Here is a 14995-nt window from a genome sequence, read left to right as displayed (position 1 = left end):
GCGATGCTTGGATTCAGCCACGGCGCACGCGCTCCAGCAAGGCGGCGACCGTGCGCGCGGTCGCGTCGATCGCGAAGTCCACGGCGCGGATCCGGCCGGCTTCGGCGAGCCGGGTCCGCAGCTGCGGATCGCCCAGCAGCGTGTCCAGGGCAGCGACGAGTTGCCGCTGATCCCCGCCCGCTACCAGCAGTCCGTCGACTCCGTCGTGCACGATTTCCGCGGGCCCGCCGGGGCCGGACGCGATGACCGCGCAGCCCGCGTGCATGCCTTCGACCACCACCTGCCCGAAGGGCTCGGGCAGCACCGAACAGTGCACGAGCACATCGGCGTCGCGCAGGTACGGACCGGGATCCTCGACATGGCCGGTGAACGTCACCGGCAGCGCGAGGTCCGCGGCGAGCCGCTCCAGCTCGGCCCGGTACGGCTCTTCGTCGAAGAATGTGCCGCCGATCAAAAATACTTGACGCGGTGGGACTTTGGTTTCGGCGAGCGCCCGCAAGAGTAGATCCTGGCCCTTCCAAGGGCTCAACCGGCCGACGACCGCGACCACGGCGTCCGCCGGCGCGCGCTGGGCGGGCCGTTGGAGATCGTCGCCTAGTTCGACACCGGGATAGGCGACCGCGGCGGGCTTACGACCGGTGGACAGCGTGGTGAGCGTCGCCGTGCTGTTGGCGAGATACCCGTGCGCTGCCAGCCGTCCGAGCACGCGGATCACCACGGTCGGCAGCCGCCCGAAGTAGTCGGCCGCGATCCGGTCATGCACCTGCCACACCAGCGGAATTCCGGCCCGCCGGGACGCGAGCAGCCCCATCACCAGCGCCTTGGTGCTCTCCGCGACCAGCACATCCGCCTCGCGCGCGGCGCCGCCGATCGACCAGCCGAGCCGCAGCAGCGCCACGAATCCGGCCGCCAACCGCAGCGGGCCCGCCCCGATCGTCATCGCGCGACTGTCGAAAGTGCCACGCAGCACTCGGGTTTCGACCCCGCGTGCTCGCATGCGCTCGACCATCGGCCCGTCCTCGGTATAGACAACACTCGGTTCGAACCCGGGCACTGTCGCCAGCGCCGATACCAGCCGCATGGTGGCCAGTTCGGCACCGGAGGGGGCGGCGGTATGCGCCAGGAAAAGAACCCGAGTGCGCTCCGCCGCCCGACCGCTACCCCTCACGAGGTCGCTTCGCGATGCTTGATTCGTCTGATATCCCGGTACATCGTCAGATGTCGCTCCGCTGTGACATCCCACGAAAAACTTTCCGCGTGCGCACGGCATTTCGCGGATTCCGGCAGGTCACCGTTGAGCGCACTGACGATTCGCGAACCCAGTGCCTCGGCGTCGCCGGCCGGGACGATCAGCGAAGGATCCAGTCCGCGAACCGAATCCGGCAGCCCACCGCAGTCGGTCACGATGGGAGCCCGGCCCGCCGCCAGCGATTCCAGGGCGATCAGGCCGAAGCCTTCCAGCGCGATGGTGGGCACGACAGTCAACTCCGCCGCCGCGTACAACGCGGTCAACTCGTCATCGCCGATATGCCCCGCGAAGCGCACCGATTCGCCGAGCGGTGCTGCCTGCGAACGCAATTCACTCTCGGCCGTGCCCGTGCCGACGATCACCAGCCGCGCGTCCCGATGCGCGGCGAGCACCTCGGGCCAGCACCGCAGCAGGTTGTCGATGCCCATGCGCCGTTCCAGCCGGCGCACGCACAGGATGGTTCGGACGTCGGAGTCGTTCGGCACCGGTGCCGCGGTGAAGCGAGTCAGGTCCACGCCGGGAGGGATCACCTCGATTCGATCGGCCGGCACGCGATAGTCATTACTCAGCACATCTCGGAAGTAGGGCGAGAGCACCACGAACCGATCCGCCCGCAGATACCGCAGCCGCTCGACCAGATACTTGGCGCGCGTGGCGAATTCGCGCTGCCCGGTGAGCCTGCTCTCGGCGGCCCAGGGCCCATGGAAGTGCACGACCAGCGGCATGCCGCCGCGCCGGTCCACGGCCGCCGGCCCGTACAGACAGAAATGCCGGTCGAGCACCGTGCCGGGACGCAAGTCGGATCGAGCGCGGAAGGCGGTGCGCGTCCTGCGCGCGGTCGAACGCCCCACCGGCCCCCAGGATTTCGCCCCTGGTGCGGGCGGTGCGTCGCCGAAAGCCGCCGCGGAGACCGACGCCTCGGGATGGCGAGCGAGCGCGAGAAACAGATCGGTGAAATACCGGTTGAGTCCACCGGGCGCCGAGCTGAACCATTCCGAACCGGTCATATGGACAGAAACAAACTCGGGCTCTGCCGACACCCCAGCCCCCTAATTCCTAGCCTCGATCGTCCCTGCGTATGAAAGGTTTCCGCAGCGCAATGCCGAACCAGCTTCCCGCGCAACAGTCTAGGTGAACGCGGCGCGCTGAGGTCCACAACAAGGGAGTCCGAGTACCCTGGCCCGCGATAGCTGCGCAGGTGTAAATTGCACAGCGAGTTCGAGCTCGCCGACGAGCCGACCCGCGGGGGGCCAGCGGGAGGATCAAAACTGTGGGGACTGGAACGTCAGTGGCACAGCGAACCGACGTCGCCGAGCGTGAAATTCGCGTACTCGTCGAGAACGGGGAGTACTGGCTGCGTAATCGTGGCGACATCGCGATGATGTCCGTCACCGTCGAACGGCTGCGCGCGCGCTGGCCGCACGCGCGCATCGGGTTGCTCACGCACCAGCCCGCCATCGTGCGTGGTCTGTTGCCGGAGGTCGAACCGATCTGCGGGCCGGACTGGAGCTGGCGGTCCGGCAGCTGGCTGACCCGCACGGCCGCAACGAAACTGGTCGGTCCCGCCGCCCTCCGGTGGCGCGCCGCCACCGACGGCCCCAAAGATCGGCTGCGGGCCATGCGAGCTGTCAACCGTAATGCCGCACCGGATTCGGGCGATGACACCGAGGAGATCCCAGAGGAGTTCCCGGTGCAAATCCCTGACGCGGTGCGCGAGGCCTCGCTGGTGCTCGCCCTCGGCGGCGGCTATCTCACCGATGTCGACCGCTATCAGGCCCATCGCACCTTGGATCTGCTGGAACATGCTCGCGGACTGGGGATTCCGGCGGCCCTTGTCGGCCAGGGCCTGGGCCCGATGCACGACAAGGAGCTGTGGCGCCGGGCCGGTGAGGTATTGCCAGGCGTCGATTTCATCGGCCTGCGCGAGGCCCGCCGTGGTCCCGAACTGCTCGCACAATTGGGTGTCGCCCGCGAACAGTTCCTGGTCACCGGTGACGACGCCGTCGAATTCGCCTACCGGCTGCGCGATCCCAGGATCGGCACCGATATCGGGGTGTGCCTGCGCGTCGCCGACTACTCGAAAGTCACCGCCGCCGCGCAGGAGACCCTCGGCAAGGTGGTGCGCGCCCGCTCCGCCGCACTCGACGCGGGGCTGATCCCGCTGATCATCTCCGAATATGCCTCGGAAGACCGGCTTTCCACGCTTCCGCTGCTGTCCGGCGCCGAGCGCGTGCGACCGCCGGTGGGGCGGGGCGCCGACGCTCACGACGTGGCCCGCCAGGTCGCGCGCTGCCGGGTACTGGTCACCAGCGCCTATCATCTCGCGGTTTTCGCCCTGTCCCAGGGCATTCCGGCCGTCGCGATCACAGCCTCGGAGTACTACGACGACAAATTCCACGGTCTGGCCGGGATGTTCGGCGCGGGCCTGCGCGTCGTCCACCTCGACGACTCGGACCTGTCCGAGCAGCTCACCGGCGCGATCACCGAACTCTGGGACGGGGCGCCCGCGCTGCGCGATCCGCTGCAACAGCGGGCGATGGACCAGATAGATGCCAGCAGAGCCGGTTTGGAGCGTGTCTTCGGGTTGGTGGAGGACGGACCGCTGCGACCGGTGCAACGGTTAGGGGGCTGAAATGTCAACGCTGTCCGTGGTCGTCCCGGCCTACAACGCCGGGCGCACCTTGGCGACGACACTGCGCACCGTGCTCGACCAGGATGCCGATTTCGAATTGCTGGTGCTCGACAATGCCAGTACCGATGAGACCGGTGAGCTGGCGCACTCGTTCGACGATCCCCGAATCCGGGTGCTGCGCAACGAGACCGTGCTGCCGATCGGGGACAACTGGAACACCGCGATCCGGGCGTCCCGCGGTGAGCTGGTCAAGGTGGTCTGCGCCGACGACGTTTTGCGCCCCGGCGCCCTGGCCGCTCAACTCGAAGTCATGTCCGACCCGTCGATCGCCATCTGCTCCAGTCGCTTCGAGGTGATCGACGAGGCGGGGGAGCTCTTGGAAACCGAGCTCGGGCTGCCCGGACTGCTGGGCCGGCAATCGCCGCGGGCGCTGGCCCGTGCCATCGTGCGCCGGGGGCCCGCCGATTTCGGTCCCACCGCCGCGGGCATGTTCTACCGCTCGCATTTCGACAAGGTCGGTGGTCTGCGCGGTGATCTGGTCTTCCCGATGGACGTGGATCTGTTCGCCCGCGTCGCCTCCTTCGGTGTCTTCTTCGGAATGACCGAAATCCTTGCCGCGTGGCGCAATTCGTCGTTCAATCTGTGCAGCCAGACGTCGACGGTGAGCAAGCTGACCGACATGCTGCGGTTCCATCACCGGCTGGCGGGTGACTATCCCGAACTCGTGTCCCGCGGTGACGTCCTGACCGGCGATGCCCGGCTGGCCCGTCAGGCCCTGCACCGTTTGCGGGTCCGCACCCTCGGGGCCGGCGGCGCTCGGCCCGGTGATTGAGCGCCGCGACGACACGAAATCGCCCGGACCTCCGCTGAGATCCGGGCGACGGCGCGCTTCGGCCGGGATCAGAGGGTCCAGAGCCGCCCGTAGGTGATCACGGTGTCGCCGCTGGAGCTGACCACCGCCACGAACGGGCGGATATTGGTCGTGCCCAGTACACCGGTGACCGTGCCGTGGAACGAGCCGAGCCGCAGGAATCCCTCCGACCCGGACGCCTCGCCGCTGGCCACCTCGACGGTCTTGATGCCGGGCCCGAATCCGACCTCCAGCTCGATGCCCGCGCGCGGGATCAAGCCGTCGAGTTTGAGGACCGAATCATTGCCGAGGTCGACGCCGAGGCCCGGTGTCCGGTACTCGAACCGGAGCCTGCCGTTCAGCGTGGCCGGAAATCCGACCTGATAGCCGATGGTGATCTTGCCGCGCCACTTGTCGGCGTCCGGCCCGGTGATGCGGTAGGCCGCCACCCCGTCGTGGAACCACTCCCGGGTCAACGGGTTTCCGTCCAGCGGCGGCACGAACTCTATGCGAGTATCGGATTGGATCGCCTCGACCGTACGCGAACTGTGGTCGACGATACTGTTGCTGCTGTCGATCGCCGCGGTGGCCGATCCGGTTCCGAGCGCCAATCCTGTGACCAGGACCGAAGCCAACGTGAACATACGCACACTCCGAGCTCGGAGCTTGGTTTCCCTCATCTGAATCCCCTTGGTATCCCCGCGCCCCGATGACGCCTGACGGTAGAGCGCGCGAGGCGACATTCCATCATCCAGCTTCATCAGGGTGGCAGTAAATAGTTGGTGTCATATCAACAGATCTGAGCCGAGCGAGCGACGAATCCGCTGCCGCGCAGCGAATTCGAGGTGTTCATCCTCCTTTCCGAGGTCCGTCCGGGTCGTCCAGGTACCACCGGCCCGCGAGTTCGGGAAAGCGCTCGCGGACCTCCGGTAGCAGGTCGGGTAGCGTCAGCAGGATCGAATCCGGTTGCGCCGACAGCAGTTCGGCCGGTGCGACGATCGGGACATCGGTGCCCGGCATGCGGCGGCCATGCTTGGCGGGGGACGCGTCGGCCACCGCGGTGAGCAGCCCGTGGTGCACACCCGCCAAGCTGAACAGCGCTACGGCGCGCGAAGCCGCGCCGTAGGCGTAGACCCGGCGGCCTTGCACGCACTGTGCTTCCAGCCAGCCGCGCAGTGCCGCGGCATGCGCGTCGGTGACCTGCTGCAGGCGTCGCACGGCGGCGATATCCAGGTGCCGCGCCTCGGCGGCTAGGACGGTGTGCACGCCGGCATCGGGTTCGGCGTCGCCGTGTACGGCGGCCAGCAGCACGGTTCCGCCGTACAGGTCGAACTGCCAAGCCGCGATCACGCTCATCCCGGCCGCGGCCAGCAACCGGCGCAGCACCGCGAGCGAGTAATACGCGAAGTGACCGTGCCGCAACGCGTTCCACTGTCCGGCCGCGACGATTGTGGCCAGTGAGTGGTATTGGAGCAGCAGCACGCCGTCGGGAGCGGTGGCGGCTGCCCGTTCGGCGAAGGCCGCTCGCTGGTCTGGTTCATGCATGATGCCGAAGCAGTCGAGCACCACGTCCGCGACTCCGCTCACTTCGCTGAACCGGTGCGCGCGCAAGAGCGGCACCCAGGTTCCGCCGTGCGGACTTCCGAACTCGCGCACCGTATTTCCGCGCAGCAGCCCGGCGACCCGCCGCACGGCGTCCGCGGCCTGCTCCCGCAACGCCAGTGGCTCCACCCCGCGCGGTTCCTCGGCCCTGGTGTCGTCCTCCGCCAGCTGCGCCAGCCCGCAATCCGCGCACGCATCCATGCGCAGCGGGTGTGCTGTCTCGCTCGCTTCGACGGGGGTCTCGGCGGGCGGAAAGTGGTCCGCCGCAGGTACTTTCCCCAAGTCCAGCACCGGTCGCAGCACGCTGCCCCCGCATCCCCGGCACACAATCACCACGGTCGACCCTTCCTCATGCGACGATGACGCGGTGCGTATCGAGCGATGCGATCTGGCGGATGTGCTGCTGCTGATCCCGCAGCCCCACCGCGATGACCGCGGCCTGTTCACCCGAACCTTCGACGCCGAGATCTTCGACGACTATCTCGACGCCCCCGGCACTGCCGCGAGCTTCCTGCAGGATTCCCAATCCCGTTCCGCGCGTGGGGTTGTCCGCGGTATGCACGGGCGCGCCGGGCGCGGCGAGGCGAAACTGGTCCGCTGCGCCAACGGCGCGGTGCACGATGTCCTGGTCGACATCCGTCCGCATTCGCCGACTTTCGGCCGGCAGCAGGCGTTCCGGCTCGACGACATCGACTTCCACACCCTCTACGTGCCGCCCGGCTTCCTGCACGGCTTTCAGGCGCTGTCGGCCTACGCCGATGTCTGCTACCGGATCGATCGTGCGCACGAGCCGGCCGAGGACCTGGGCGTCGCCTACGACGACCCCGAACTCGGTATCGAGTGGCCGATGCCGGTGAGCATCGTCTCGGCCCGCGACGCCGCGGCAGGCAGCTGGGAGCATCTGCTCAGGACCGTGTGGAGGGGGTGAGTCTGCGCATCGACTCGTCCAGCACGCCACTGTCGCGCAGCCGCTCCAGATGTGCGAGCCGGGTGAACCGATGGAAGAAGGCGTCGCTGGTGAGCCCGCGCGTGGTGTACTCCTGATACAGCTGCGCCGCGCCCGCGGGCACGCTCCACCAGGCTTTGAACCCGAGTTCGCGGCGCGCGGCCGAGAAGTCGACCCGGTACGAGCGCGGGTCCGGCCCGCTTTCGCCCGTGATCAGCAGTCGTGATCCCGGCACCGCCTCGACGACGGCTTGCGCGATCTGGGCGACGGTCAGGTTGTTCTCCTCGGTCCCGATGTTGTAGGCCCGGCAGTGGATCGCCTCGATCGGCGCGGTGAGGCAGCCCGCGAACGCCCAGGCGATATCCCCGGCGTGCACCAGCGGCCGCCACGGTGTGCCGTCGGAGAGAACTTTCACCTCGCCGGTGAGTACCGCGTAGCCGACCAAGTTGTTCAGCACGATGTCGGCGCGCAGGCGGGGGGAGAATCCGAAAGCCGTCGCGTTGCGCAGGAATACGGGGGAGAAGCTGTCATCGGCCAGGGCCGCGACATCGTCTTCCACCCGTACCTTGCTCTCGGCGTAGGGCGTCAGCGGTCGCAGCGGGGCGTCCTCGGCCACCAGCTCCGCGCCGCCCGCCCCGTACACCGAGCAGGTCGACGCGTAGAGAAACCGTCGCACGCCAGCCACTTTCGCGAGCTCGGCCAGCCGCACCGAGGCGTGATGATTGATGTCGTAGGTGATCCGCGGTGCGAGCGCGCCCAGCGGATCGTTGGACAGCGCCGCCAGATGGATCACGGCGTCGAAACCCGCCAGCTGTTCCGCGGTGACATCGCGGAGGTCGACCGCGAGGCCGGGCGGATCGCCCGGCAACTCGCCCAGCACGCATTCCGCGAAATACCCGGTGTCCAGCCCGACCACATCGTGGCCGGCGGCGCGCAGCACCGGGACCATGACCGTGCCGAGGTACCCCTGGTGTCCGGTGACCAATACCCGCATTCAGTTGCCTCCCAAGGCGATAACGGCTTTCTCCAGGACGAACGCTTCGGCGTGCTGAGCACGGCACTGCACCCCGCGCAACCGGGACAACCCGGTGAAGGCCTGCTCGTCGAACCAGTCCCGGCCGGCCTGGGACGGGTAGTGCTTGTGCAGCAGCCGCGCCTTCTCTTCGGCGACTTCGGTCGGCACCGGATGAAAGACGGTCGGGCGCGGTGTATCGGTCTCCCACTTGAGGATCTCGTAGCCCAGGATCAGCTGATCCCGGAACTCCGTCGGCGCCAACTCGGCGAGCAGCCGATGATCCTGGTGTGCGTCGCCGCGGTGCGGTGCGAACACCAGATCGGGTGCGGTGTGACCGCGAAAGGTATTGAGGGCGTTCTTGATTCGGTCCCAATGCGCCGGCGCGCGACCATCGGGAATGTCGAGTACCGTCAAGCCGAGGTCGGCGTGGGGGCAGAACGCCCGCAGCGCCGACAACTCCTCCTCCGCGCGCGGCGTGCCCGCACCGGAGAGCACCAGTGCGCGCACCCGCAGGCCCGGCGTGCGCCGGGCCAGGATGAGCAGCGTCGCGCCCATGCCGATCGCGATATCGTCGCAATGCGCGCCGAGAATCGCGATTTCCGCCACGGGCGCGGCGGACAGTTCGATCACCTGTGCTGCTCCCACACCATCCACGGCCGCTTACCGGTGCGGTAGGCGTCGTCGAGTTCGGCGCGTTCCTTGAAGGTGTCGGCCGGCTTCCAGAACCCGAGATGCTGGTAACCGAACAGTCGGCCCTGGCCCGCGAGCGCGCCGCACGCGTCGGCGACGAGATCACCGCCGGGGGGAAGCAGGTCGAACACCTCCTGGGTGAGCACGAAGTAGCCGCCGTTCTCCCACAACGGCATTCGCGATACCGGCATGATGTCCTTGACCTCACCGGCCGGGGTGACGTCCACGCAGTGGAACGACTGCTGCGGCGGCACCACCATCATCGAGGCGGCCGCGCCGGAGGCCTCGAACGCGTCGATCATCGTGTCCAGCGGCGCGTCGGTGAGCACGTCGGCGTAGTTGGCCAGGAACTTCTCGTCGCCGTCGAGGTAGGTGCGCACGCGCCGGAGTCGTTCGCCGATAGCCGATTCCACGCCGGTGTCGACAAAGGTGATCGACCAGTCGCTGATGTCCTCGCGCAGCAGTTCCACCTGGCCGTCGCGGATGACGAAATCGTTGGACACCGACTCGTCGTAGGTGCGGAAGAAGTTCTTGATGTGGGTGGCGCCGTATCCCAGGCACAGGATGAACTCCTTGTGCCCGTAGTGCGCGTAGTAGCGCATCACATGCCACAGCAGTGGCCGCGGACCGACCAGTTGCATAGGCTTGGGCATCAGGTCGGAGCCGTCGCGCATCCGCATGCCGTAGCCGCCGCAGAAAAGTACTACCTTCATCGCTGTTCCCTCCCCGGGAATCGGGTGTGTCCGGTGGACCCCGCACCGGTGGATTGGTCCGCATCGACCGACAGGTCCGCGTGATGCACGGTGGGCAGCGGATAGACGAGCTCGCCGCCCCAGTCACCGATGTGCCGCAGCTGCGCGGTGATCTCGGCTTCCAGATTCCACGGCAACACCAGCACCACATCGGGCCGGTCCGCTTCGATTCGCTCCGGCGGGTGGATCGGAATCCGCGTGCCGGGCGTGAATTTGCCGTGCTTGTAAGGGTTTCGGTCAACTGTGTAGTCCAGCAGATCGGGCCGGATGCCGCAATAGTTGAGCAGAGTGTTGCCCTTGCCGGGCGCGCCGTAACCCACGACTCGTTTGCCCGCGGCGCGCATGTCGAGCAGAAAGCGCAGCACATCCTGCCGGACCTGCTCGGCGTGCGGCGCCAAGCCGGAATATCCTGCGGGCGAGTGCAACCCGGCGGCGCGCTCCATCCCGAGCACTTCCTCGACGGACGAAGCGGGTTCCGCCACCGCTTCCGGTCGCGCCCAGAGCCGGATCGAACCGCCATGGGTGCCCAGCAGTTCCACGTCCACGACGGTCAGGCCGGCGGTCGCCAGCGCGCGCTGCGCCGCTAGCACCGTGTAGTACTGGAAATGCTCGTGATAGATGGTGTCGAACTGCCCGAGCCGGATCAGGTTGTAGGCGTGGTGCACCTCGATCGAGAGCCAGCCGTCGTCGGCCATCAGCAGGCGCAGTGACCGGGTGAATCCGCGCAGGTCGGGCACGTGGGCGTAGACATTGTTGGCGACCACCAGATTCGCCGGGCCGTGCGCGTAGCGCACCTTGGCGGCCGAATCCTCGTCCAGGAAGGCGGTTTCGGTGGGCACGCCCGCCGCGCGGGCGGCTGCGCCCACGTTCACCGAGGGCTCGATGCCCAAACACGGAACGCCGGCCGCCACCATATGCCGCAGCAGATAGCCGTCGTTGCTGGCGGCCTCGACCACGAAGGAGTCGGCGTCGAGTCCGAGTTTCGTGATGGCTTGCGCGACGAAAGACTCGGCATGCCGCACCCAGCTTTCCGAATACGACGCGAAATAGGCGTACTCGGTAAATGTTTCCTCGGGCGTGATCAGCGCGGGGATCTGCAATAACAGGCAATCCGCGCAGAGGCGCAGGTGTAGTGGGTAGGTCTGCTCGGGGAGATCGAGTTCCGCCGCCGTCAAGAATTTTTCACACGGCGGTGTGGCTCCGAGATCGAGAACGCTCGACAACCGCTCGGAATCGCACAGTCGACAACGCATGCAGCACCCACCATCGCCGGAGAAGTTTCTACGCCCGGCGCATCGCCGGCACGCCCGTTAGTTCGACCCGATCCAGTGAGACGTTACAACGAACGCCCTGCGTGTCGGGGGCGAAATCAACTGAGCAGTAGCGGATTCCGGACGAGTTGGGGGTGCTTCTGGTCGGTAGCATACCGACCGCTACCTCAATCCCCGCCGATCGTGACCCTATTGCCGACGCGCCGCGCACCGTCGAAGATCTGCCACCAGGCCATATCTCCGGTGCTCATCGATTTCCCTGCACGAGAGAAACCGACCGGCCGAATTTCCGCTATTCCATGGAACACTCTGCGCCCCAGTTCAATCCGCAGGTGAACCCGATTGTGTTCTGTAACAATTACCGGTTGGCCGCCGAATGACCGAACACCCCAGGCGGTCGATGCTTGCCGTGGGGACCGATCGATGCGGATCGGGGGTGACCAATTCTCTCTCCCAGGGGGAGGTGTGTGTTCAATGAGCTTCGAGCTCACCGACAACGACGATCTCGAGCTGTCGAGACGCTCTCGGGTCGTGCCACGCTCGGAACGCGAGCGCTGGCAGGCCGAATATGTAAGGCGCTTAGGCGCAACGGATTTCGCCGTGATCGCCGCGGCCGTCGGCTTGGCGCAGCTCATCCGCTTCGGTCGTCCGGCCGCCGAGCCGCTGGCCTGGTCGATGCCCTACGAAGTCGGCTACACCGTGGTTTCGGTGCTGCTGGCGCTGGCCTGGATGGTGTTTCTGGCCAGCGGCAACACCCGATCGCCGCAGGTGGTCGGGAGCGGCACCGAGGAATACCGGCGGTTGGTGTCGGCGACGCTGCGGCTGTTCGGGCTGATCGCGATCGTGTCGCTGATCATGCATGTCGAATTCGCCCGCGGATATCTGGCAATCGCGCTGCCGCTCGGCTTGTTCGGGTTGATGCTCAGCCGGCTGGGCTGGCGGGTGCACGCACGCCGGCGGCGGCGGGAATCCGGGGAGTATCTCGCCTCCGTGCTGGTGGTCGGTTCGCCGGAAGCCGCGAAGGCCATGGCGGCCGCGTTCTCCGAGGATCCAGCGTCCGGCTATCGCGTTGTCGGCGTGTGCATCCCGGACGGCCCGGCCTCCACCACCGAATACGAACTCGCGGCCTCCGGCCGGAACTTCTCGGTGGTCGGGGACGACCGATCGGTGCTGCAAGCGGTGCGGCACAGCCGTGCCGACACCGTAGCGGTCACCGCCACCGACTACCTCGGTCCCGTCGAATTGCGGCGGATGGCATGGGAACTCGATCCGCTCGGGGTCGAACTCATCGTCACCCCCGGCGTCGTCGACATCGCCGGCACCCGGCTCACCAACCGGCTCGTCGCGGGCATGCCGATGCTGCACATCGCCAAACCGCAATACGACCGCGCCAAGTCGACCGGCAAGGCGGTGTTCGACCTCTGCTTCGCGGGCGGCGTGCTCCTGGCCATCGCCCCGGCGCTGCTCGTCATCGCCTCGCTGGTGAAGCTGACCAGCGCGGGTCCGGTGTTCTATCTGTCGGAGCGAATCGGCCGGGGCGGCAAGCCCTTCCAGATGATCAAGTTCCGCAGCATGTACGTCGGAGCCGAGCGCGAGGCCGCGGCACTCATCGAGCAGCACGGCGGCAACCCGCTGACCTGGAAGCTGAAGGAAGACCCACGGATCACCCCGCTCGGCCGGGTGATCCGCAAGTTCAGTCTGGACGAGCTGCCGCAGTTCCTGAATGTGCTGCGCGGGGACATGAGCGTCGTCGGGCCGCGCCCGCAAGTTCAGCGTGAGGTCGACACCTACGACGCGGAGATCCGCCGCAGATTACTGGTGAAGCCCGGCATCACCGGACTGTGGCAGGTCAGCGGTCGGTCCGACCTGAGCCCGGCGGACGCGATCCGGCTGGACCTGTCCTATGTCGAGAACTGGTCGATGGTGCTGGATCTGCTGCTCATCGCCCGGACGATCGGCGCGGTCGCGAAGGGGGAGGGAGCGTACTGATCATTCAGACGCCGCGGGCTGTCGTTCTGGTGGGTTCAGCGCGGCAGAACGGTTGTCAGGATCTTCGCGGCGGTCAGTGCGCGGGTACACGCGTCGGACGGGTGCGAGTCCGCGACGCCGTCGAAAGCTGACACGAACACCGTCCTGGCGCCGACCGGGAGGATGATCTTGCAGTCGCTAGCGGTCAATTTTTCCTGGAGCGCCGGACGATCTCCCACGGTGATCTCGATGGTTCCGGTGTTGAGGCCCTCGAGTTCCCGGAATGAGAACGTGGTGGATTGGACGCCCAACCGGTTCGACTGCTCCGACGTCGATTCACGCCAGGCGCAGTATCGTGAGTCGTCTCGCCCTGTCGCAGTGGGAGTTTCGGTGTCCGGGTCCACACCCATTCGGCGAACGACGTCGGGGGTGAGCTCGGTGCAGGGGTCCCACGGCCAAGTGAGCAGTGCGGGCGGGTGCTGCGCCACGGGATGGCCCGGAATGGTGGCGCACCCGCCGATTCCGAGGGTCAGCACTGCGATCAGTAGTGATGTGAATCTCTTCCGCACCTTCGCTCCTGTCCTTAGGGGCGTACCTCGGGCGGCCAGCGCCGCGGTTCCACGTTGGCCGGTTTCCCGGTGCCGTCCGCACCCCAGTCGAACTCCGGTGGCGGCGGGCCCCACTGCCGCGGCTCGGTGAATTCGACCGGCTCCGAGCCGAAGTCGGCCGCCACGAAGCTGGTTCGACCCTGGAAGGCGAACCCGGCGAACACGGCCGCGCCCCGGAACTTCGCCGAGTTGAACCAGGCATCCCCGCGGAAGGTCGCCTCGCCGAACCGGGCGGCGCCCCCGAAGGTCGCGCCGCCGAACCCGGCGTCCCCGCGGAAGGTCGCTTCGTCGAACCGGGCGGCGCCGCCGAAGGTCGCGCCGCCGAACCCCGCGTCGCCGTGGAACACCGCTTTGTCGAACCAGGTATCCCCGCTGATGGTCGCGCCGCCGAACCCCGCGTCGCCGCCGAAGGTCGCGCCGCCGAACCGGGCGGTGCCGCCGAAGCTCGCTTCGCCGAACCAGGCGTCGGCGCCGAAAGTCGCCCTGCCGAACCAGGCGGCGCCCCCGAAGGTCGCCTTGTCGAAGCCGGCGGTGCCGCTGAACAAGGCTTTGCCGAACGCGGCGGCAGCGCGGAAGTGCGCTTCCCGGAACCAGGCCGCGCCGGTGAAGGTGGTGCCGTCGAAACCGGCGTCGCCATGGAAGGCGGCGCGGTCGAACCCCGCGTCGCCGTTGAATGTCGCGGCGTCGAATCGGGCGGTGCCGGAGAATATCGCCCGGCTGAGGTCGACGTCCTCCAGGTAGGCCGTGCGGAAGTCGAAATGGCTTGCCGACCAACTGTATTCGGCCTCCGGCCGCAGGTGATCGGCGATCACCCGAATGATGGTCGCCCGGACTTCGCGGTCGTTCTGCCGGTATTCGAAATGGTCCTCGTCCTCGCCGGCCTCCGCACCCGTGGCCCGCTTGCGCACGTGCTTGGTCTGATGGTTGCCGCCGAGTTCCGGACTGTAGGGCAGGCGCAGGTAGCCGCAGAGCACATCGATGCATTGCTGCCGGCGTAAGCCGTCGGCCTCGTCGGCCGCGCCGGCCATCGCGTACACCCCGGCGATGCGCACCGCGGCGTCGGTGGCGCCGAGCTGGGCCGCCGCCGCGCCGAAGCGCTCGACGAACCGGCTCTGCTCGGCATCACGCTGGCGGCGATAGGCGATCACCAACGCCACCACACCGCCGACTCCGGCGACGATGGTCAGCGCGACCTTGGTGATGTCGATCGGCGCGGCCGCCGCCTGATTGGTCGGGGTGTACCGGGCCACCACCTGGTAGGCCACGTACGCGATGAAGATCCCCGCCACCAGCGCGCACAGGACCGCCGGCAGCAGACCGAAGCGTTCCGCCCATCGCCGGATCACCTTGTTGCTCTTGCTGATTCGCCCCTGCGCCGTAGTCGCCGTCTTGGCTACCCTGCCGAACATCGC

The 14995-nt window shown here is 67.6% G+C and carries 14 protein-coding genes; 4 read left to right on the top strand and 10 right to left on the bottom strand.

Translation table 11 applies throughout. The features are described from left to right. Positions 1 to 13: 13 nt before the first annotated feature. Complete coding sequence (locus BJ987_RS27490) at positions 14 to 1168, bottom strand: glycosyltransferase family 4 protein (RefSeq protein WP_307869775.1); 1155 nt, start codon at positions 1166 to 1168, stop codon at positions 14 to 16. Further along, the gene (locus BJ987_RS27485; RefSeq protein ID WP_209895633.1) at positions 1165 to 2256 is read right to left on the bottom strand and encodes a glycosyltransferase family 4 protein; all 1092 of its coding nucleotides are present in this window, start codon (positions 2254 to 2256) and stop codon (positions 1165 to 1167) included. Before BJ987_RS27485 ends, BJ987_RS27490 begins: the two co-directional genes overlap by 4 nt. Before the next feature lie 281 nt (positions 2257 to 2537). Between BJ987_RS27485 and BJ987_RS27480 the strand changes: the two genes are divergently transcribed. Further along, complete coding sequence (locus BJ987_RS27480; RefSeq protein ID WP_307869774.1) at positions 2538 to 3881, top strand: polysaccharide pyruvyl transferase family protein; 1344 nt, start codon at positions 2538 to 2540, stop codon at positions 3879 to 3881. A 1-nt stretch (position 3882) separates the two neighbouring features. Next, positions 3883 to 4713 (top strand): glycosyltransferase family 2 protein, encoded by an 831-nt coding sequence (locus BJ987_RS27475; protein WP_209895630.1) that lies wholly within the window; start codon positions 3883 to 3885, stop codon positions 4711 to 4713. Positions 4714 to 4781: 68 nt separating this feature from the next. On the opposite strand, the gene BJ987_RS27470 is transcribed toward BJ987_RS27475, so the two are convergent. Further along, positions 4782 to 5375 (bottom strand): MspA family porin, encoded by a 594-nt coding sequence (locus BJ987_RS27470; protein WP_245366154.1) that lies wholly within the window; start codon positions 5373 to 5375, stop codon positions 4782 to 4784. A gap of 205 nt (positions 5376 to 5580) precedes the next feature. After that, the gene (locus BJ987_RS27465) at positions 5581 to 6666 is read right to left on the bottom strand and encodes a class I SAM-dependent methyltransferase (RefSeq protein WP_209899164.1); all 1086 of its coding nucleotides are present in this window, start codon (positions 6664 to 6666) and stop codon (positions 5581 to 5583) included. Between the two features lie 34 nt (positions 6667 to 6700). Between BJ987_RS27465 and BJ987_RS27460 the strand changes: the two genes are divergently transcribed. Continuing rightward, a complete protein-coding gene (locus BJ987_RS27460; RefSeq protein WP_209895628.1) occupies positions 6701 to 7261 on the top strand; it encodes a dTDP-4-dehydrorhamnose 3,5-epimerase family protein in 561 nt (186 codons plus the stop codon). On the opposite strand, the gene BJ987_RS27455 is transcribed toward BJ987_RS27460, so the two are convergent. The 4 genes from BJ987_RS27455 to BJ987_RS27440 are packed head-to-tail and all read right to left on the bottom strand — an operon-like array spanning position 7239 to position 10989. Continuing rightward, positions 7239 to 8273, bottom strand: coding sequence for an NAD-dependent epimerase/dehydratase family protein (locus BJ987_RS27455; RefSeq protein WP_209895627.1), 1035 nt, complete (start codon positions 8271 to 8273; stop codon positions 7239 to 7241). The two genes, BJ987_RS27460 and BJ987_RS27455, sit on opposite strands and share 23 nt — an antisense overlap. Next, positions 8274 to 8924 carry a PIG-L deacetylase family protein gene (locus tag BJ987_RS27450; protein WP_209895626.1) on the bottom strand — a complete coding sequence of 217 codons (651 nt, stop codon included), beginning with the start codon at positions 8922 to 8924 and terminating at the stop codon, positions 8274 to 8276. It abuts the gene before it with no gap. Further along, on the bottom strand, positions 8921 to 9697 hold the full coding sequence (locus BJ987_RS27445; protein ID WP_209895619.1) for a glycosyltransferase family protein: 777 nt from the start codon (positions 9695 to 9697) through the stop codon (positions 8921 to 8923). Before BJ987_RS27445 ends, BJ987_RS27450 begins: the two co-directional genes overlap by 4 nt. Then, entirely contained in the window at positions 9694 to 10989 is a 1296-nt protein-coding gene (locus tag BJ987_RS27440; RefSeq protein ID WP_209895617.1) for a class I SAM-dependent methyltransferase, read from the bottom strand. The genes BJ987_RS27445 and BJ987_RS27440 overlap by 4 nt, the downstream gene beginning before the upstream one ends. 492 nt (positions 10990 to 11481) lie before the next feature. On the opposite strand from BJ987_RS27440, the gene BJ987_RS27435 reads away from it, so the two are divergent. Next, positions 11482 to 12996 (top strand): sugar transferase, encoded by a 1515-nt coding sequence (locus tag BJ987_RS27435; RefSeq protein WP_209895615.1) that lies wholly within the window; start codon positions 11482 to 11484, stop codon positions 12994 to 12996. A 35-nt stretch (positions 12997 to 13031) separates the two neighbouring features. Here BJ987_RS27435 and BJ987_RS27430 read toward each other — a convergent pair whose 3' ends face one another. Together BJ987_RS27430 and BJ987_RS27425 are read right to left on the bottom strand one after the other, a co-directional pair. Continuing rightward, entirely contained in the window at positions 13032 to 13544 is a 513-nt protein-coding gene (locus tag BJ987_RS27430) for a DUF3558 family protein (protein WP_209895613.1), read from the bottom strand. 14 nt (positions 13545 to 13558) lie between these two features. After that, the gene (locus BJ987_RS27425; RefSeq protein WP_209895611.1) at positions 13559 to 14992 is read right to left on the bottom strand and encodes a pentapeptide repeat-containing protein; all 1434 of its coding nucleotides are present in this window, start codon (positions 14990 to 14992) and stop codon (positions 13559 to 13561) included. Positions 14993 to 14995: the final 3 nt, after the last annotated feature.

Origin of the sequence: Nocardia goodfellowii (assembly GCF_017875645.1) — a bacterium.
In the GTDB taxonomy this organism is placed as follows: Bacteria; Actinomycetota; Actinomycetes; order Mycobacteriales; family Mycobacteriaceae; genus Nocardia; species Nocardia goodfellowii.
This window is presented reverse-complemented; position numbering and strand designations above follow the sequence as displayed.

Excerpts from the sequence above, each read along its gene's own strand:
- BJ987_RS27455 (WP_209895627.1), bottom strand. The coding sequence starts at position 8,273 with ATGCGGGTATTGGTCACCGGACACCAGGGGTACCTCGGCACGGTCATG.
- BJ987_RS27445 (WP_209895619.1), bottom strand. The coding sequence starts at position 9,697 with ATGAAGGTAGTACTTTTCTGCGGCGGCTACGGCATGCGGATGCGCGAC.
- BJ987_RS27485 (WP_209895633.1), bottom strand. The coding sequence starts at position 2,256 with ATGACCGGTTCGGAATGGTTCAGCTCGGCGCCCGGTGGACTCAACCGG.
- BJ987_RS27470 (WP_245366154.1), bottom strand. The coding sequence starts at position 5,375 with ATGTTCACGTTGGCTTCGGTCCTGGTCACAGGATTGGCGCTCGGAACC.
- BJ987_RS27440 (WP_209895617.1), bottom strand. The coding sequence starts at position 10,989 with ATGCGTTGTCGACTGTGCGATTCCGAGCGGTTGTCGAGCGTTCTCGAT.
- BJ987_RS27425 (WP_209895611.1), bottom strand. The coding sequence starts at position 14,992 with ATGTTCGGCAGGGTAGCCAAGACGGCGACTACGGCGCAGGGGCGAATC.
- BJ987_RS27475 (WP_209895630.1), top strand. The coding sequence starts at position 3,883 with ATGTCAACGCTGTCCGTGGTCGTCCCGGCCTACAACGCCGGGCGCACC.
- BJ987_RS27435 (WP_209895615.1), top strand. The coding sequence starts at position 11,482 with ATGAGCTTCGAGCTCACCGACAACGACGATCTCGAGCTGTCGAGACGC.